15 protein-coding genes are annotated in these 16,906 nt (G+C 74.0%); 7 read left to right on the top strand and 8 right to left on the bottom strand.

Translation table 11 applies throughout. The annotated features are described in order from the left end of the window. Positions 1-50 precede the first annotated feature (50 nt). Positions 51-527 carry a DUF1707 SHOCT-like domain-containing protein gene (locus OEIGOIKO_RS39165; RefSeq protein WP_125058035.1) on the top strand — a complete coding sequence of 159 codons (477 nt, stop codon included), beginning with the start codon at positions 51-53 and terminating at the stop codon, positions 525-527. A 110-nt stretch (positions 528-637) separates the two neighbouring features. Continuing rightward, positions 638-871, top strand: coding sequence for a hypothetical protein (locus OEIGOIKO_RS39160; protein WP_125058034.1), 234 nt, complete (start codon positions 638-640; stop codon positions 869-871). 54 nt (positions 872-925) lie between these two features. Here OEIGOIKO_RS39160 and OEIGOIKO_RS39155 read toward each other — a convergent pair whose 3' ends face one another. Continuing rightward, complete coding sequence (locus OEIGOIKO_RS39155; protein ID WP_125058033.1) at positions 926-2,194, bottom strand: cation:proton antiporter; 1,269 nt, start codon at positions 2,192-2,194, stop codon at positions 926-928. Positions 2,195-2,196: 2 nt separating this feature from the next. Beyond that, a complete protein-coding gene (locus tag OEIGOIKO_RS39150) occupies positions 2,197-2,667 on the bottom strand; it encodes a cation:proton antiporter regulatory subunit (RefSeq protein ID WP_125058032.1) in 471 nt (156 codons plus the stop codon). Between the two features lie 193 nt (positions 2,668-2,860). On the opposite strand from OEIGOIKO_RS39150, the gene fes reads away from it, so the two are divergent. Next, positions 2,861-4,147, top strand: a complete 1,287-nt coding sequence (gene fes / locus OEIGOIKO_RS39145; protein ID WP_125058031.1) for an enterochelin esterase — start codon at positions 2,861-2,863, stop codon at positions 4,145-4,147. Between the two features lie 168 nt (positions 4,148-4,315). On the opposite strand, the gene OEIGOIKO_RS39140 is transcribed toward fes, so the two are convergent. From OEIGOIKO_RS39140 to OEIGOIKO_RS39125, 4 genes are all read right to left on the bottom strand, one after another. Beyond that, a complete protein-coding gene (locus OEIGOIKO_RS39140; RefSeq protein ID WP_125058030.1) occupies positions 4,316-5,401 on the bottom strand; it encodes a YncE family protein in 1,086 nt (361 codons plus the stop codon). Between the two features lie 181 nt (positions 5,402-5,582). Beyond that, positions 5,583-9,527: a non-ribosomal peptide synthetase gene (locus tag OEIGOIKO_RS39135; RefSeq protein WP_125058029.1), complete on the bottom strand. Its 3,945-nt coding sequence runs from the start codon at positions 9,525-9,527 to the stop codon at positions 5,583-5,585. Further along, a complete protein-coding gene (locus tag OEIGOIKO_RS39130; protein ID WP_030018483.1) occupies positions 9,524-9,754 on the bottom strand; it encodes a phosphopantetheine-binding protein in 231 nt (76 codons plus the stop codon). The genes OEIGOIKO_RS39135 and OEIGOIKO_RS39130 overlap by 4 nt, the downstream gene beginning before the upstream one ends. Positions 9,755-9,923: 169 nt before the next feature. After that, positions 9,924-10,895 (bottom strand): ABC transporter substrate-binding protein, encoded by a 972-nt coding sequence (locus OEIGOIKO_RS39125; RefSeq protein ID WP_125058028.1) that lies wholly within the window; start codon positions 10,893-10,895, stop codon positions 9,924-9,926. 142 nt (positions 10,896-11,037) lie between these two features. Between OEIGOIKO_RS39125 and OEIGOIKO_RS39120 the strand changes: the two genes are divergently transcribed. The 4 genes from OEIGOIKO_RS39120 to OEIGOIKO_RS39105 all read left to right on the top strand — a co-directional run bounded on the left by OEIGOIKO_RS39120 (position 11,038) and on the right by OEIGOIKO_RS39105 (position 15,093). Beyond that, entirely contained in the window at positions 11,038-12,126 is a 1,089-nt protein-coding gene (locus OEIGOIKO_RS39120; protein ID WP_246177858.1) for a FecCD family ABC transporter permease, read from the top strand. Then, positions 12,123-13,226: a FecCD family ABC transporter permease gene (locus tag OEIGOIKO_RS39115; RefSeq protein WP_125058027.1), complete on the top strand. Its 1,104-nt coding sequence runs from the start codon at positions 12,123-12,125 to the stop codon at positions 13,224-13,226. Before OEIGOIKO_RS39120 ends, OEIGOIKO_RS39115 begins: the two co-directional genes overlap by 4 nt. Positions 13,227-13,562: 336 nt before the next feature. Further along, a complete protein-coding gene (locus tag OEIGOIKO_RS39110) occupies positions 13,563-14,294 on the top strand; it encodes a GAF and ANTAR domain-containing protein (RefSeq protein ID WP_125058026.1) in 732 nt (243 codons plus the stop codon). An 88-nt stretch (positions 14,295-14,382) separates the two neighbouring features. Then, a complete protein-coding gene (locus OEIGOIKO_RS39105; RefSeq protein WP_125058025.1) occupies positions 14,383-15,093 on the top strand; it encodes a GAF and ANTAR domain-containing protein in 711 nt (236 codons plus the stop codon). 121 nt (positions 15,094-15,214) lie between these two features. Here OEIGOIKO_RS39105 and OEIGOIKO_RS39100 read toward each other — a convergent pair whose 3' ends face one another. Together OEIGOIKO_RS39100 and OEIGOIKO_RS39095 are read right to left on the bottom strand one after the other, a co-directional pair. Next, positions 15,215-15,961, bottom strand: coding sequence for a class I SAM-dependent methyltransferase (locus OEIGOIKO_RS39100; protein WP_125058024.1), 747 nt, complete (start codon positions 15,959-15,961; stop codon positions 15,215-15,217). 133 nt (positions 15,962-16,094) lie between these two features. After that, positions 16,095-16,880 (bottom strand): SDR family NAD(P)-dependent oxidoreductase, encoded by a 786-nt coding sequence (locus OEIGOIKO_RS39095; protein WP_170251980.1) that lies wholly within the window; start codon positions 16,878-16,880, stop codon positions 16,095-16,097. Positions 16,881-16,906: the final 26 nt, after the last annotated feature.

Genomic DNA, 16,906 nt, shown 5'->3' with positions numbered 1-16,906 from the left:
GTGCAGGGACCGGAACATGAGCATCGTCGGCGCGACACCGGAGTGAGACGGTGACGCCACGATCGGACCCTCCGCAACGGCCGCTCGACGAGGACGACCGTGAGCGGGCCCTGCAACGCCTGCGGGATGCGTATGCCGACGGGCTCGTCCCGCACGAGGAGATGGACGGACGTCTCGACCGGGTGCTCGCCGCCAGGACGCACGGTGAACTGGCATCGCTCCTGGCCTCGCTGCCACCGGAGCGCCCGGGCACCACGCCGACGATCGCGGCCGCCGGCGGACGGATCCGGCGGCGGGGCGCCTGGCGGGTGCCCCGGGTCCTGAAGGTCGGGTCCGCGTTCGGAAAGGTACGGCTGGATCCGTCCCGGGCGGTCATCGAGCATCCGGTCGTCGACATCGAGCGGCAGCTCGGTACCGGCGGGGACGTTCACCTACGGCGCGCGCCGGGGGCGCGCTGTTTCCGGTGTGCGCCAAGTGGCGGCGGCACGGCGTACCCGCGTCGTTTGCGACCTGCGACCGGAAGGTAAAGAGAAGGTATAGCGGCAGGTCAGGCAGGGTCTTCCGGGCGGGGCGGTGCGCGGGTGGCATCGGTGGCGTCGGCCGGTGGGCCGCACAACGGAGGTGAGGGGGAGGAATCGTGTTCGACCTCAAGGCCGAGGCGGAGATGCGCCTCTTCTCGGAGAAGCTGGCCAGGGAGCTCGCCGGGAAGCGTCCCGGCGCTCGGGAGGACGCGGGCGATCGCGCCCCGGACGGGCCTTCCACGGCGGAAGGGCTTTCGGCTGCCGGCCGGCAGTCCGCGGACGCGGCGGACGGACCGGATGCCGCGGAGACGCCGGATGCGACGGAGATACCGGGCGCCGCGAAGGCCTAGGACATACCGGGCGCGAGCGGTTCCCCTCCCGCCGGTCCGTAGCCGGCCGCACGGTCACATGGTGCCCCGGGTCGGCCACGGATCGTCGGACGGGAGGCGGCTGACGGCCCGTTCGTCCTCCGGAGGTGCCGTGGGCGGTGGGCCGGGCGGGGTCCGGCCGGGGCGGCAGCGCAGCGCGGCCCGCAGGTGGTGGGCGGCGGGGTCGGCCCAGCGGGCGGTGAGTGTGCCGAGGACGACCGTGAGCAGGACGTAGGCCGTGGCGATGGGCCCGATGCGGGGTTCCGTCGCGGTGGCGAGTCCGGCGATGACGATGGAGAACTCGCCGCGTGCCACCAGCGTGCCGCCCGCGCGGAGGCGGCCGCGGGACGCGATGCCGGCGCGGCGGGCCGCGTACCAGCCGGTGAGGATCTTCGTGGTGGTGGTGACGGCGGCGAGCAGCAGGGCGGGGAGCAGTACCGGGGGAATGGCGGCGGGGTCGGTGGACAGGCCGAAGAAGACGAAGAAGACCGCGGCGAACAGGTCGCGCAGCGGGGCGAGGAGGGTACGGGCGCCTTCGGCGACCTCGCCGGACAGGGCGATGCCGACGAGGAACGCGCCCACGGCGGCGGAGACCTGCAGCCGCTGGGCGACTCCGGCGACGAGCACGGTCAGGCCCAGGACGACCAGCAGGAGCATCTCAGGGTTGCCTGAGGAGACCGCGCGGCTGATCAGCCGGCCGTGGTGGAGGGCGAGGTAGAGGACGGTGGCGGCGGTGGCGAGGGCGACGAGCAGGGTGATGCTGCCGCCGGCGAAGGACGCCCCGGCGAGCAGGACGGTGAGCAGCGGCAGATAGACGGCCATGGAGAGGTCTTCGAGGACCAGCAGGCCGAGGACGACCGGGGTTTCGCGGTTGCCGAGGCGGCCGAGGTCGGTGAGGACCTTGGCGACGACGCCGGAGGAGGAGATCCAGGTGATGCCCGCGAGGGCGACGGCGGCCACCGGGCCCCAGCCCAGCAGGACCGCCGCCCCCGCGCCGGGCAGTGCGTTGAGGGCGAAGTCGACGGCGCCGGAGGGGTACTGGGTCCTGAGGCTGGTGACGAGTTCGGAGGCGCTGTACTCCAGGCCGAGGAGGAGCAGGAGGAGGATGACGCCGATCTCGGCACCGACCGCGGTGAAGCTTTCGCTGGCGTCCAGCGGCAGTACTCCGCCCTGCCCGAAGGCGAGTCCGGCCAGCAGGTACAGGGGTATGGGGGACAGCCCGACGCGCCCCGCGAAGCGCCCGATGAGGCCGAGGGCGAGGATGAGGGCGCCCAGTTCGATCAGCAGCGCGCTGGTGTCGTGCACGGTCAGCCTCCGGCGATGATCGCGGCCAGGGTGTCGACGCCTTCGCGGGTGCCGACCGCGATGAGGGTGTCGCCGATGGCGAGCCGGAAGTCGGGGCCGGGGGCGGGGTGGGCGCTGGTGCGGCGCAGGACGGCGACGATCGAGGCTCCGGTGCGGGTGCGGGCCCGGGTGTCCCCCAGGGGGCGTCCGCCGTACGGTGAGCGGGCGTCGAGCGGGAGGTGTCCGGTGACCAGGTCGAGCCCGTCGGCGGGCACCCCGTCCAGCGGGGAGGGGGTGACGAGGCGGGCCAGTTCGGTGGCTTCGTCCGGTTCGAGGGGGACGGATTCCTGGCAGGCGTCCGGGTCGTCCGCCGAGTAGAACCCCAGAAAGCGGCGGCCGTCCTGGTGGACGACGACGGACAGGCGGCGCCCGCCGCGCGTGGCGAAGTCGTACCGGGTGCCGACTCCCGGCAGTGCGGTGCGTCGGGTGCTCATGGCTGCCTCCCGCGTGCGTGCCCCGGCGGCCGGTGCCCGCACCGCGCGAGATCTCCTGCACACCATCATTACAGAGGCGGCGGCACGCCCGGGGGCGCCGGCGGGCCTGGTCGCGCCCGCCCGCGACCGGGACGGAGCAGCGTACGGGACGTAAGGTAAGGGTGACCTTACCCGTCGGCCTGGAGACCATCCGATGACCGTCACCGCCCCGCCCTCCGACACGCCGCGGCACCCGCCCCGGGTGCCGCGGCCCTCCCCCGTGCCGCGCGTCACGGACGAGCGCGTCGTCCGCCGGGCAGCCGCGCTGTCCGGGGCGGAGTTCTGGCGGGCGGTGGAGCGCGAGGGTACGCCGCTGACCGGACCCGACCCGTACGGTGCGGCGGACCACGCGCTGGTGACGTTCCTGTGGCGCGGCTCCCACGCCACCCGCGCGGTCCTGGTGTCGCCCAACAAGCTCGCCGATCCGCGCGACCCGTCCGGGAACCTCATGGAGCGGGTCCCGGGGACGGACGTGTGGCACTGGTCGGTACGGATGCGCCGGGACTGGCACGCCACGTACACGCTGTGTGTGGACGAGGGCGACGGCCCGGCCGACGACACCGCGTACTGGCCGTGGCTGCGTACGCAGCAGCGCTCCGACCCGTACAACAAGCGCGCTATCGCGAGCCGCTGGGGCAAGACACCGGTGTCCTGCGTCGCGCTGTCCGGTGCGCCGCAGGGTGAGATGTGGCGGGAGCGGCCCGGCGTACCCCGCGGCACGGTCTCCGTGCACACCGTACGCAGCGCGCTGCTCGGCAATGAGCGCCGGGTGTGGCGGTACGCGCCCCCGGGCGGCCCGGGCGGCACGGAGCCGGATGCGGATCTCCCCGTCCTCGTCCTCCTGGACGGAGAGATGTGGCAGCCGGGGCTGGGGGTGGCCACGCTGCTGGACAACCTCGTCGCGGACGGCCGCATCCCCCCGCTGGCCGCGCTGCTGCCGGAGTCGTTGGGCGCGGACACCCGCTGGGCGGAGATGACGTGCGACCCGCGGTTCACCGGCTTTCTCGCGGACGAGTTGCTGCCCTGGGCGAGCACGGACCTGCCGTTGACCGCCGACCCGGCCCGTACCGTCGTGGCGGGCCAGAGTCTGGGCGGCCTGACCGCCGCGTACGCCGCGGTGTCCGCGCCCGGCCGGTTCGGCTGCGTGCTGGCGCAGTCCGGCTCCTTCTGGTGGCCGAACGGTCCGGGCGCGCAGTGGCTGACCGAACGGATCGCGGAGTCCCCGCGGCTGCCGGTGCGGTTCTGGCTGTCGGCGGGCGAGCAGGAGTGGGTCGCGCTGCCCGCGAACCGCCGGCTGCGCGACACCCTGGCGGCGAAGGGGTACGACGACGCGGTGTACCGCGAGTTCAACGGCGGCCATGACTACCTGTGCTGGCGTACGGAGTTGGCCGACGGGCTGTGCGATCTGCTCGGCCCGGGGGCGGGAGCAGCGGCCGGCTGACGCCCCGCCGGATCCGCGGCCTGCTGACGCACCCCGGGCCCGGCCGCTGGGGTGCGGCCGGGCCCGGGGCGCCGAGGCGCCGTCGAACGCCGTCAAGTCCGGTTCCACCGCACCGGGAGCGTGCGCGGCGGAACCGGACTCAGGGGCGCGTGCGCGGCGGTACCGGCCTCAGTGGGAGCGCGTGAGGCTGATGCGGTGCACCGAGTCGATCCGGTCGGCGCCGGCGGCGGACTTGTCGACGACGTAGGCCGTGCCGCGGCGGACCGTGACGTGGTTCGGGTTGGGGCCGGTGGCCAGGTCGGCCAGGACGGTGCCCTTCCTCGGGTCCACGACGGTGGTGGTGCCGCTGCCCCGGTTGGCGACGAAGACCCGGCCGGAGCGGTGGTCGGCGGCGACGGAGATCGCGCCCGCGCCGGTGGTGACGGTCCGGGTGACGGTGCCCTTGCGCAGGTCGACGACCGAGAGGGTGCCCGCGGCCTGGTTGGCGGTGTAGGCGGTGCGGCCGTCGGCGGACAGCTCGATGCCGATGGGGGCGTCACCGGTGGGGATGAAGCGCGGCTCGGCCTTGTACGGGCTGACCGCGATGATCCGGTCGTTGGTCAGGTCGGTGGCGTAGGCGGTGCCGGTGCGGGTGTCCACGGCGAGTCCGGCGGTGCCGGCGCCCTCGACCTTGACGCGCTTCTTCTCCTTGAAGGTGCGGGTGTCGAAGGCGACGACCGAGCCGTCGCCGAAGCCGCTGGCCCAGGCGAGGTCGTGGCGCTTGTCGACGACGATCTCGCGGGCGTGGGCGACGTCGGGCAGGGTGGCGAGGTGCTTGCCGGTGCGCTGGTGGTAGACGGCCACCGAGTTGTTGCGGGTGTTGGTGGTCCATACGGTGTCGTGCTCGTCGTCCACGGCGACGCCGTAGACCGCTTCGACGGCGCCGGTCGCCTGGTCGGTGACCGGCGGGGTGTACGCGGCCTTGGTCTTGAGCGTCTTCGGGTCGACCTTCAGCAGTCTGGACTGGGTGACCGGGGGCCGGCCGACGGCCGTCGTGGTCCACAGGACGTGGTGGCGCTCGGAGTAGGCGGACTGGTAGAGCCCGGTGGCCAGTTGCGCGGTGTCCACCTGGTACGACGCCCGGTGCGCGGGCCGGTCGTGGGCGACGGCGGTGCCGCTCACCGCCAGGACGCTGCCCGCGGCGACGGCGAGGGCGGTGGCGTTGCGGACGAGACGGCGGGCGGCGGAGCGGGGCTGCGTCTTGAGGGCGCTCATGGTCTGGACTCCTCCTGAAGAGGCGGGCGGGGCAGGACAGTCGGGGGAGATCCACCCGACGCGGTCAAAGATTAGCTTAGCCTTACCTAAGTTTCACTCCCTCGGCGGGACCGGCGGGGCGCGGAAGGCGAGTCGGGCACACCGGCGCGATGTGCCCGACTCGCCGGTCCGGGCGGCTCGTTCAGCCGTCCAGCTCCGCCAGACGCCCCGCGACCACCGCCGCGATCCCGTCCATCCAGCGCGGCTGCGTCATCTGCGGGTGCAGGCAGTCCACGTCGTGGTTGGCCAGCCCGCCCCGGATGTACGGCGCCCAGGCGTCCCGCGTCAGCCAGTCCTCGGCACGCGGGGCGGCGGCGGTGAAGAACAGCGCGTCGCCGGTGAACACCCGGTGCTGGTGTTCCCGCATGAGACGGGCGTTGTTGACGACGATGTCGACAACGGCGGACAGCGTACGGTCGGACAGCCCGGCCAGCGCGCTGCCCTCACGGCGCAGCGTCTCCAGGACGTCCTCGCGGGTCAGCTCGCCGGTGCGCTCGAACCCCGCCATCCGCAGCAACGCGGTCAGCGCGTCGGCCTCTTCGGGGACGGCCTGGTCCCGCCACTGGTCGGAGGGGTAGGCGTCCAGCAGCGCGAGGAACTCGACCCGCTCCCCCGCCTCTTGGAGCTGTACGGCCGCGGTGTGGGCGAGGACGCCGCCCACGGACCAGCCGAGCAGCCGGTACGGTCCGTGCGGCCGCACGGTACGCAACTGCCGTACGTAGTCCGCGGCCATCTCCTCCATCGTCGCCGGAAGCGGCTCGTCCCGGGCCAGACCGCGCGCCTGGAGGCCGTACACCGGTTGCGCGGGGTCGAGCCGGGAGAGCAGGCCCGAGTAGCACCAGCTGATGCCGCCCGCCGGATGCAGGACGAACAGCGGTACGCGATCGCCTGCCGGGCGCAGCGGCAGCAGGACGTCCAGGGCGTCACCGCCCTCCCCGTCGCCGTCCAGGCGGGCGGCGAGCGCGGCCGGAGTGCGGTCCTGGAAGAGGGCGCCGATGGCCAGGCTGGTGCCGAGCGTGTCCCGTACCCGTGCCATCAGCCGGGCGGCCAGCAGGGAGGTGCCGCCCAGGTCGAAGAACGCGTCGTCCACGCCGACCCGGGGCAGACCCAGCACTTCGGCGAACAGCCGGGTGAGGGTCTCCTCCCGGTGGGTGCGCGGGGCGCGGCCGGGTCCGGCCTCGAAGGAAGGGGCCGGGAGCTGTTTGCGGTCCAGCTTGCCGTTGGGGCTGAGCGGGAACGCGTCCAGGGCGACCACGCTGGTGGGCACCATGTGCTCCGGCAGCGTGCGGGCGAGCGCGGCGCGCAGTTCCTCCGGGTCGGGCGGGGTCTCGCCGTCGCGGTGTTCGTACGTGACATAGCCGGTCAGCCGCTGGTCGCCGGGGCGGTCCTCGCGTACCACCGCGCAGGCGGCGGCGACGGTGGGCAGGGCGGCCAGGGCCTCCTCGATCTCGCCGAGTTCGACGCGCTGGCCGCGCAGTTTGACCTGGTGGTCGGTGCGGCCGAGGTAGAGCAGTTCGCCGCGGTCGGTCCAGCGGGCGAGGTCACCGGTGCGGTACATCCGGCCGCCGTCGGGCCCGCAGGGATCGTCGACGAAGCGGGTCGCCGTCAGGCCGGGCCGTCCCAGGTACCCGTCGGCGAGCTGGGTGCCCGCGAGGTACAGCTCGCCGGGGATGCCGGGCGGGCAGGGTTGCAGCGCCGCGTCCAGGACGTACAGGCGGGTGTTCCAGACCGGCGCTCCGATGGGCACCGGACCTTCGCCGTCGGGTGCGCAGGCGTGGTACGTGACGTCGACGGCCGCCTCGGTGGGGCCGTACAGATTGTGCAGTTCCACGTCCGGCAGGGCGCGCGCGAACTCCCGTGCCGTCTCGCGCGGCAGCGCCTCGCCGCTGCAGAACACCCGGAGCAGCCCGGTGCAGTTCACCGTCTCCGGCTCGGCCAGGAACATCTGGAGCATGGAGGGCACGAAGTGGCAGGTGGTGACGCCCTGTTCACGGATGACGCGGGCCAGGTACGCGGGGTCCCGGTGTCCGCCGGCCTCGGCGACCACCAGCGTGGCGCCCTGGCGCAGCGGCCAGAAGAACTCCCACACGGACACGTCGAAGCCGGAGGGCGTCTTCTGGAGCACCCGGTCCCCCGGTTCCAGGCCGTACTCCCCCTGCATCCAGCGCAGCCGGTTGTCGATGGCCCGGTGGCTGACCACGACGCCCTTGGGGCGTCCGGTGGAGCCGGAGGTGTAGATGACGTACGCGGGGTGGTCCGGGGTGAGCGGGCGCGGCGGAACGGTGCCCGAGTACGCGCCCAGGTCGAGGCCGTCCAGGACGACCACCGGCCGCTGCCCGTCGCCGGGTACGCGGTCGTCCCGGTCGGTGATCACGCACACGGGCCGCGCGTCGTCGAGCATGTACGCGAGCCGGTCGGCGGGGTAGTCGGGGTCCAGCGGCAGGTAGGCGCCGCCCGCCTTGAGCACGGCCAGCAGGGTGAGGACGAGGTCCGCCGAGCGCGGTACGGCGACGGCGGCCAGCGTGCCGGGCCGTACGCCCAGGGACGCCAGGTGCCGGGCCAGCCGGTTGGCGCGGGCGTCGAGTTCGGCGTACGTCCAGCTGGTGTCCCCGAAGACCAGCGCGGTGGCGCCGGGGGTGCGGGCGGCCTGTGCCTCGATGGGCCCGACGAGCGTGGTGGGCGGCAGGTCACGGGCCGTGGCGTTGAACTGCTCCAGCACCAGGGACCGTTCAGCCGCGGTGGCGATGCCGTGCTCGCCCTGGGGGACGTGCGGGTCGGCGTGCGCGAGGCGGGACAGCAGGTCCAGGAACCGCTCCTGGTGGCGGCCGAGCTCCGGGTCCTCGTACAGCGCGGGGTTGGCGTCGTAGTCGAGGCGGAGGCCGCGGCCGTCGGCGCGGTCGTAGACGTTGACGGTCAGCTCGTCGACCGGGCCGGTGGAGAGGTTGTGCGCGGTGGCCGGGGCGCCCGCGAAGTCCAGGCCGTAGTCGAAGGGCATGACGTTGACCAGCGGCCCGACCAGCGCCCGGTCGGCGCCGAGCAGGCCCAGGTCGCGGCGGATGTCCTCGTAGCGGTAGCGCTGGTGGCGGCGGGCCGCGCGGATGCCGAGGACGACCTGGCGGGTCAGTTCGGCGAAGGTGGCGCGCGGGCCGGTAGTCAGCCGCAGCGGCAGGACGTTCATGACCATGCCGGGGACGCGCAGCGCCACCGAGCCCATCCGGCCCATCATCGGCAGCCCGAGGACGACCTCTTCGGCGCCGGTGGCCCGGGACAGATACAGCGCCTGGGCGGCGATCAGCACGTCGGGCCAGGTGGCGCGGACCGAGGAGGCCAGTTCCTTGAGCCGTTCGGTGGCCTCGGGCCCCAGGTAGGCGGTGCGGCGCAGGTGCGTACGGGAGGGCAGGGCGGTGCGCCCGGCCAGGTTGACGGCCTCGGGCCGGTCCGCGAACGCCTCGTTCCAGTGCCGCCGGTCGGCCTCGTACGTGTCCGAGGCGCGGTACGCGGCGTCGTCGTCGACCAGGTCGGTGAGCCGCCCGAAGGGGTCGGATCCAACGGGTTCGCCGGTCGCGAGCGCCGTGTAGACCTCGGCGGTGCGGCGGGCCAGCAGCGAGTAGCCGAAGCCGTCCATGACGACGTGGTGGACGCGCTGGTACCACAGCCAGCGGGTGTCGCCGACCCGGAACAGCGCGTGCGCGAACAGCGGTCCGGCGGCGAGATCGAACGGTTCGGCCAGGTCGGCGCGCATCCAGGCGAGCGCCGCGCCGTCCGGATCGGCCTCCGCGCGCAGGTCCGCCAGATGCAGGGGCAGCGGCGCCGGGCCGGTGGTCAGCGGGAGCTGGCGGGGCCCCTCGGGTGTCTCGACGATCCGGACCCGCAGCGCGTCGGCCTCGGCGACCACGTGGTGCAGCGCGTCGGAGAACAGCGCCGGGTCCACCGGGCCGTGGATCTCCAGGTACTCGGCGGTGTTCTGCGCGGGGCTCGCCGGGTCCAGGGCCTGCGCGTACCACAGACCGGTCTGGGCAGCCGTCAGCGGCAGGCCTTCCGCGGTGAGGTGCCGGCCGGCCGCGGCGGCGTCGAGCAGCGCCGTCATGAGTCCGCGCCCAGGATGCGGGCCCACGCCTCGATGGCGGGCTGCTCGGCGAGGTCCACGAAGCCGGCCCGGGTGCCGTGGTCGCGCCGCCATCGTTCCAGGAGCGCCATGATGCGGACCGAGTCCATGCCGTAGTCGACGAGGTTCTCGTCGACGGGGATGTCGGCCGGGTCCTCGCCCAGCACGTCGGCGACGTCCGCGCGCAGGTGGTCGATGGTCAGAGCCATGACAGGTGGTTCTCCTTGAGGGGTGGGGCCGGTGGTGACTGAGGGCGTGCTGCCGGAGTGCCGGCGGACGGCCGGGACTCGCGGGTACGGGCGGGTTGCTGCCGGTGCGTACGGCCACGGGCGGGCGCCGGGCCGGGCGGAGTGAGCCCGTCCGGCCGGGCGCCGGGCGTCACTTGGCCATGGCCTTCTCGATGTCGTCCAGGACGGACAGGGCCGCCAGGCCGCCGCCGAGGCTGGTCCACTTGGAGCCGTCGATCTCGGTGGCGTGGCCCTCGCGGACCGCGCCGAGCTGCTGGTAGGCGGGCTTGGTCTTCAGCTCGGCGAACAGGTCGGCGTCCTTGCCCTTGGCGGCGAGGGTCCCGATGAACAGCCAGTCGCCGTCGATCTGCTGGATGTCCTCGTCGCTGATCGGGGTGGAGTGGCCCTGGCCGCGCTCGTTCTGGATGCCGGGCCGCTGGAAGCCGAGGTTCTTCAGGACGTCGCTGATGAACACGCCCTGCTGCATCACGGCGGTGCCCTTGGCGGAGTAGCGGGCGACGGAGACGGTGGCGCCGGCCCGCGGGCCGAGCTTCTTCTTCAGGGCCGCGGCCTTGTTCTCATAGCCGGTGAGGAAGGCCTTGGCCTCGTTCTGCTTGCCGAGGACCCGGCCGGTCAGGTCGAGCGCCTTCTTCCAGTCCTTGTCCTTGCCGACGGTGACGACGGTCGGCGCGACGGCCTTCAGCTGCTGGAGCACCTTCGGGTCGGCGAGCTGCCCGGCGAGGATCACATCGGGCTTGGCGCGCAGCACCTTCTCGACGTCGGGGCCGGTGACGGCACCGACGACCGGTATGTCCCCGGCCCGGTCGGCGAGGTACCCGGGGGCGCCCTTCTGGCCGCGGCCGGCGGTCAGCCCGATCGGCTTCACCCCGAGGGCCAGCGCGGAATCGAGATCCAGCTCGCTGAGCGCGACCACCTTGGCGGGCTCGGCGGGCACCTCGACCTCGGTGCCGGTGGCGTCGGTGACGGTGACCTTGCCGCCGCCGGTCTTCGCCTGCCCGGAACCGGACGCGTCCCCTCCGCAGGCGGTGAGGGCCAGCGCCAGAGCGGTGGTGGCGACGGCCGCCGCGGTCCGGCGGACGCGCGGCAGGGTGTGGGTGGACATGTCTGTGCTCTCCGAGTGGTGAAGTCCGGCGCCGGGACGGCGTTTGACGGAACAGCGGGTGCCGGGCATGCCGGGGGAACCCCGGTGTCCGGGCCTGTCGGGCGACGAAAGCCCCGGTCAAGCCTTAGGTTAGGCTAACCTTATGTTGGTTGCGCAAGAGGCCGGGCCCCCCGTGGGCGACACCCAGCCCCCTCCGTCACGGGCGTCCGGCCACCGCCGGCGCATCCTGACCGCCGCGGTCGCCCTGACCGTGCTGCTGGCCGTCCTGGTGCTGCTGTCCCTGCTCATCGGTACCGGATCCAGCCCGGTCGCGCGTGCGTGGGACTTCCTCCTGGGCGATCCGGCGGCCCGCGCCGACGCCCAACTGCGGCTCGCCGTCCTCGACGTACGGCTGCCGCGGACCCTCGCCGCCGTCCTCGTCGGTGTTTCCCTCGGCGCCGCAGGCTGCCTCCTCCAGGCCGTCACCCGCAACCCTTTGGCCGAAACCGGTCTGCTCGGCGTGAACTCCGGCGCCGCACTCGGCGTCGTCATCGGCCTCACCTACTTCGGGGTGGACTCCTCCTACGCCCTGCTCGGCTGGGCCCTCGTCGGCGGCATGGCCGCCAGCGCGGTGGTCCTGCTGCTGGCTGCCTCCGGCCGGGCCGCGGCGTCACCGCTGCGGCTGGTGCTCGCCGGCTCCGCGCTCGGCGCCACCTTCCACGGCATGACCTCTTACGTCCTGCTCAGCACCCAGTCCACCTTCGACACGTTCCGCTACTGGACCATCGGATCCCTGGCGGGCATCAAGACCTCGGACACCTACCCGCTGATCCCGCTCGTCGTGGCCGGCCTGCTGATCGCCTTCGGCGCCGCCCGCCCGCTGGCCGCCCTCGCGCTCGGCGACGACAGCGCGCGGTCCCTGGGGCACCGCCCCGGGCCGGTCCGCGTCGTCGTCGCCGGGGCGGTGACCCTGCTGGCCGGGTCGGCGGTGGCGATCGCCGGCCCCATCGCCTTCCTCGGTCTGCTGGCCCCGCACGCCGCCCGTGCCGTCACCGGCCCGCGGATCGCCGCACAGCTCGCCCTGTCGGCGCTGATCGCCGCCGACGTGATGATCGCGGCGGACATCTTCGCCCGGATCGCCATCCGCCCCTGGGAAACCCCCGTGAGCGTGCTCCTCGCCTTCGTCGGCGGGCCGTTGCTGATCTGGATCGCCCGCTCCCGGCGGATGTCCACGGCGGGAGGGACGGCATGACGGAACCGACGACGGGCGAGCCGGCGGCCTCCGCCCGCCCCGGAGGAACCGCCCCGGACGTCACGCCCCCCGACAGCCTCGTCCTGCGGACCGGCGCCTTCTCCTGGCTCTTCCCGCGCCGCGGCTCGCTGGTCGCCGTCGCGCTCGGCGCGCTGATCCTGGTCATCGTCGCGCTGGGTACGTTCGCCAGCTCCACCGGCATGAGCCTCGCCGAGACGCTCTCCGGCCTGTTCGGCACCGGCGACCCCGCGACGGTGTTGCTGGTCCAGGACTTCCGGCTGCCCCGGATCGCCGTCGGCGTCCTGGTCGGCGCGGCCCTGGGCATCGCCGGCTGCCTCACCCAGACCCTCGCCGGCAACCGTCTCGCCACCCCCGACCTCATCGGCGTCAACGAGGGCGCCACCGCGGCCGTCGTCGCCTCCGTCGTCGGCTCGTCCACCGGCATGATCGGCGAGTGGTGGCTCGGGCCGGTCGGCGCCGTACTGGCCGCCGCGCTGGTGGTGCTGTGCGCGGGCGGTGCGGGCCACCGGGGGCACCGTGTCCTCGTCGTCGGCATCGGCGTCTCGACCGTCGTCGGGGCCGTCACCGACCTCGTCATGTCCCGCCAGAACGACAACACGGCCGGCGGCGTCTTCCTGTGGACGGTCGGCAGCCTCAGCGGGCGCGACTGGTCGGTGGGTACACCGCTGCTGCTGATCCTGCTCGTGCTGCTCCCGTTCGCCCTCGCCGCCGGGAACCGGCTCCAGCTGCTGCGCTTCGACGACGACACCGCCGCCGGGCTCGGCGTGCCCGTACGGCGGGTCCGGGCACTCGCCCTGGCCCTCGCGGTGGTCCTCTCCGGCGTCGCCGCGGGCATCGGCGGCCCCATCGCCTTCGTCGCCCTCGCGGCCCCCGTACTGGCCGACCGCCTCGGCGGCCGGGCACGCGTACCGGTACTGGCCTCCGGCCTGGTGGGCGGCGCGCTGATCGCCGGTGCCGACGCGCTGGGGCGGGTGATCGCCCCCGTCGAGATCCCGGTGGGCGTGGTCACCAGTGTGCTCGGCGGCCCCTTCCTGCTGTGGGTCCTCTTCCGCTCGGACCGGGGCGCGGGCCGGCCGTAAGGGAACGAGGCGGGCCGCGCGCGGCGCCGGGCACGTACGGGGGGCGGGCCGGATCCTCGTATCACCAACGGCTCGCGCGAGCACCGGCCTTCCCTGTCCGCGCTCCGGCCGGAGCGCTACCGTGAGGGGTGCACCGTGAGACCGTCCAGAGCCGGGTGGAACCGGCCGACGCGACGGTCCCGGATGGGCCAGGTGAGAGACGAGGCGGCCGGCAATTCCTGTCAGCGGGCATCAGCGGTCCCTGAGACCGGACTTCCTTCTCCCACCGCCGCGGGCGCGCGCCGAGACCCCGCGTCCTCGTCGTGGAGGCGGGAGCCTGCCGATCGGCGGCCATTCATGCCTGCGACCGAACGTGAGGCGCGTATCGCCGAAGCGGTACGCGATCTGGTGCACCGCAACGCGGACTTCGATCCGCTGGAGCTGCTGCACGACCTGACCGAACACACCACGAGCCTGCTGCCGGTGGCCGGAGCCGGGGTCACCGTCGTCGACGATCTGGGGCGGGTGGAGTACGCCACCGCCTCCGACGAACGCTGCCGCCGGCTGGAAGAGGTCCAGATCGAACTGGACGAGGGGCCCTGTCTCGACGCCACCCGGGGCGGTACCGCCCTGGCTCCGGCGCCGCTGACCGGCCCCGCGGCGATGCGCTGGCCCCGCTTCGCCCGCCGCGCCCGGCGCGTCGGGGTCACCGCGGTCGCCGCGGTCCCGCTGCGCACCCCCGGCTCCACCGCCGGCGCCCTCAACCTGATGAGCGGCCAGGAGACCGAGATCCCTACCGCCAACGACCTGCGCATCGCCCAGGCGCTGGCCGACGCCACCGCCGCCTGCTTCGGCCACCAGCACGACCTGCACGACCAGGCCGTCCTCATCCAGCAGCTGTCCACCGCGCTGGAGAGCCGCCTGGTGATCGAACAGGCCAAGGGGGTGCTGTCCGAACGGCTGGGGCTGAGTCTGGACGACGCCTTCGTACGGCTGCGCGCGCACGCCCGCGCCCGGCAGCTCAAACTCACCGACCTGGCGGCGAGTGTCGCCCAGGGCACCGTACCCTCCGAACTGTCCGAGCCGTGATGTCCCGGCCGGACGGGCCGCGTCCCGCACGCACCGCCGGCGCCGCGCACGCCGGCCGCGCCGGCCGCGCCCGCCACGAAAGGTAGCCATGTCACCCGCCGAGTGGGAGACGTTGCTCGACCGGTTGCGCCATGCCGCGCGCACCGGTCAGGGCCTGAACGGCGTGAGTCCGGGAACCGCCGCGCGGTTGCTCGGCCATGACGCCCTGACCCTGTGCCTGGCCACGCCCCGCGGCCAGCTGGAGCTCCTGTGGTCCGACGATGCCGCCGACCGGCTCGGCCCGGCCATGGACGACCTGCAGTACGTCCTCGGGGAAGGGCCCACCCTGGAGGCGCTGCACACCGCCCGTACCGTCATCGAACCCGACCTGCGGAACACGCCCGTCGGCCGCTGGCCCCAGTTCCTGCCCGCCGCCCGTACCGACGTCCGTACGGTGGTGGCCGTCCCGCTGCTCCTGGGTGTCGTGTCCGTCGGTGTCCTGACCGCCTACCGCACCCGGCCCGGTGCCCCGAGCGCCGAGCAGACAGCAGCGACCGACCGGTTCGCGCGGGCCGCGCTGAACCTGCTGCTGTACGCCTCCCCCGCGCGACTGCTCACCGGTGAGCACGGCGCCGGGCTGGCCCTGCACCGTGCCGAGGTCCACCAGGCCACCGGCGTCCTCTCCGTCCAGCTCCGGGTCGCCCTCGACCAGGCCCTCCTGCGGCTGCGGGCCCACGCGTACGCCCAGGACCGCGCTCTCCTCGACGTGGCCCGCGACGTCATCGCGCACCGTCTCCGCCTCGACAACGGCTCGTCGTGACCGTTCCGGCACGGCCGGGCACGGCGATCGTCGCGCGCCCCGAAGACGTCGCGCGCTCCGAAGACTTCGGCCGGCCCGGAAGACGCCGGCCGGCCCGGAAGCACCAGACGGCCCGGAAGCATCAGGCGGCGCGGAGCCGGAAGACCATGTCCGGAGCGTCCCCCTCCACGGCATTGCCGTCCGCGTCCGTCACCGACACCGTACGCAGCCCGGCCTCGGCGGCGAGCTTCTCGAAGCCGGAGCGGGTGTACCAGTGCAGCAGCCAGGGACGTTCCACCACGGTGGGCCCGCCAGGGCCGTGGCGTTCGTAGCGCAGCACGGTGGTCCTGGTGCGCGCGGTCTCGTCGCGCTGCTCCGACACCACGGAGAACCGCAGCTCGGCGCCGTCGTCGGCGGGAGCGGAGCGGACCTGCCCGATCCGGTCGGCGGGGGTCGGGGGCGGGACGTGCAGCGGGATCAGCGCGGTACCGCCGTCGGCCAGGTGGCGGCGGATGCTGTGGAGAGCGGCCGCGGCGACACTGTCGTCCGGCAGCAGGTTGAAGGTGGGCCCGGCCAGGAAGACCGCCTGGAACCGGCGCGACAGGCTGAGCGCTTCCATCCGCTGATGGTGGACGGTGACGGTGACGCCCGCCTCGTCGGCCCGGCGGCGGCAGCGTTCCAGCATGTCGGCGGACGAGTCGACGCCCTCGACGTCCAGGCCACGGCGACGCAGGGCGAGCAGCGGGTCACCGTCTCCGCAGCCCAGTTCGAGGGCCGGGCCGCCCACTTCACGGAGGAAGGCCGCACAGACCTCGGGGTCCGGGGAGAAGGACCGTAGCGGGGCGAAGGACTCGGCGACGAGGCCGGTGTAGAAGTCGGCTGGGTCCACGGACGTCTGCCGGTCCTTTCTGCGGGAGGCCGGCTCCGCGGACCGGAGCCGGGGGCCGCCGGCCTGAGTTGACGGCAGCGACCGCCTCCGCAGGGTAAGTTCCACGAGATCGGCGCCGCCAGCGGTTTTCGTGCTACTTGGCCAGGTATCCGCCGTCCACCACATGGTCGCTGCCGGTCATGTACGAGGCGTCGTCGGACACCAGGAACGCGATGAGGGCGGCGACTTCGGCCGGCTGCGCGGTGCGCTGCAGCGGGACGGAGGCGATGAGGTTGTCGGTGCTGCCGGGCGGCAGCGAGGTGACCATCGGGGTGCCGACGACACCCGGTGACACGGACAGGACCCGGATGCCGTGGTTCGCGTACTCGCGGGCCGCGGTCCGGGTCAGGGCGAGGACGCCCTGCTTGGCCGCCGCGTAGGCGGCGTGACCGCGGAAGGCCGAGTGGGCGGCGATGGAGGAGAGGTTGACGATGACGCCGCCCGTCGCGGCCATCGCGGGGAGCTGGCAGCGCATCGCGTGGTAGACGCCGTAGAGGTTCACCTTCGTCACGGCGTCGAAGTCGGCGGGTGACAGCTCCGCCAGCGGGGTGAGGGGCCCGCTGATCCCGGCGTTGTTGACCGCGATGCGCAGGCCGTCGCCCATGGTGGCGGCCTCCTTGACGACGCCGGTGACGCTGTCCAGGTCGGTGACGTCCACCCGGCGGGCCAGGGCGGTGCCGCCGGCCGCGGTGATCTGCCCGGCCACCCGGGCGGCACCGTCCTCGTCGAGGTCGGCGGCCACCACCACGGCGCCCTCCGCGGCCAGCCGCTCCGCACACACCGCGCCGATTCCGGAGGCGGCGCCGGTCACCAGGGCGACCCGGTCCCGCAGCCGGCCGGGCCGGGTTCCGTCGCCGGACGTGGGGAGGGGCGTGGTCATGTGCGGCTCCTAGAGTGGGGCGGAAG

This window comes from Streptomyces paromomycinus, from assembly GCF_003865155.1.
GTDB classification, from domain to species: domain Bacteria; phylum Actinomycetota; class Actinomycetes; order Streptomycetales; family Streptomycetaceae; genus Streptomyces; species Streptomyces chrestomyceticus.
Note: the sequence above shows the minus strand (reverse complement) of the source record. Positions and strands in the feature narration are given on the sequence as shown.

Excerpts from the sequence above, each read along its gene's own strand:
- OEIGOIKO_RS39150 (WP_125058032.1), bottom strand. The coding sequence starts at position 2,667 with ATGAGCACCCGACGCACCGCACTGCCGGGAGTCGGCACCCGGTACGAC.
- fes (WP_125058031.1), top strand. The coding sequence starts at position 2,861 with ATGACCGTCACCGCCCCGCCCTCCGACACGCCGCGGCACCCGCCCCGG.
- OEIGOIKO_RS39140 (WP_125058030.1), bottom strand. The coding sequence starts at position 5,401 with ATGAGCGCCCTCAAGACGCAGCCCCGCTCCGCCGCCCGCCGTCTCGTC.
- OEIGOIKO_RS39135 (WP_125058029.1), bottom strand. The coding sequence starts at position 9,527 with ATGACGGCGCTGCTCGACGCCGCCGCGGCCGGCCGGCACCTCACCGCG.
- OEIGOIKO_RS39130 (WP_030018483.1), bottom strand. The coding sequence starts at position 9,754 with ATGGCTCTGACCATCGACCACCTGCGCGCGGACGTCGCCGACGTGCTG.
- OEIGOIKO_RS39125 (WP_125058028.1), bottom strand. The coding sequence starts at position 10,895 with ATGTCCACCCACACCCTGCCGCGCGTCCGCCGGACCGCGGCGGCCGTC.
- OEIGOIKO_RS39120 (WP_246177858.1), top strand. The coding sequence starts at position 11,038 with ATGTTGGTTGCGCAAGAGGCCGGGCCCCCCGTGGGCGACACCCAGCCC.
- OEIGOIKO_RS39115 (WP_125058027.1), top strand. The coding sequence starts at position 12,123 with ATGACGGAACCGACGACGGGCGAGCCGGCGGCCTCCGCCCGCCCCGGA.
- OEIGOIKO_RS39110 (WP_125058026.1), top strand. The coding sequence starts at position 13,563 with ATGCCTGCGACCGAACGTGAGGCGCGTATCGCCGAAGCGGTACGCGAT.
- OEIGOIKO_RS39105 (WP_125058025.1), top strand. The coding sequence starts at position 14,383 with ATGTCACCCGCCGAGTGGGAGACGTTGCTCGACCGGTTGCGCCATGCC.
- OEIGOIKO_RS39095 (WP_170251980.1), bottom strand. The coding sequence starts at position 16,880 with ATGACCACGCCCCTCCCCACGTCCGGCGACGGAACCCGGCCCGGCCGG.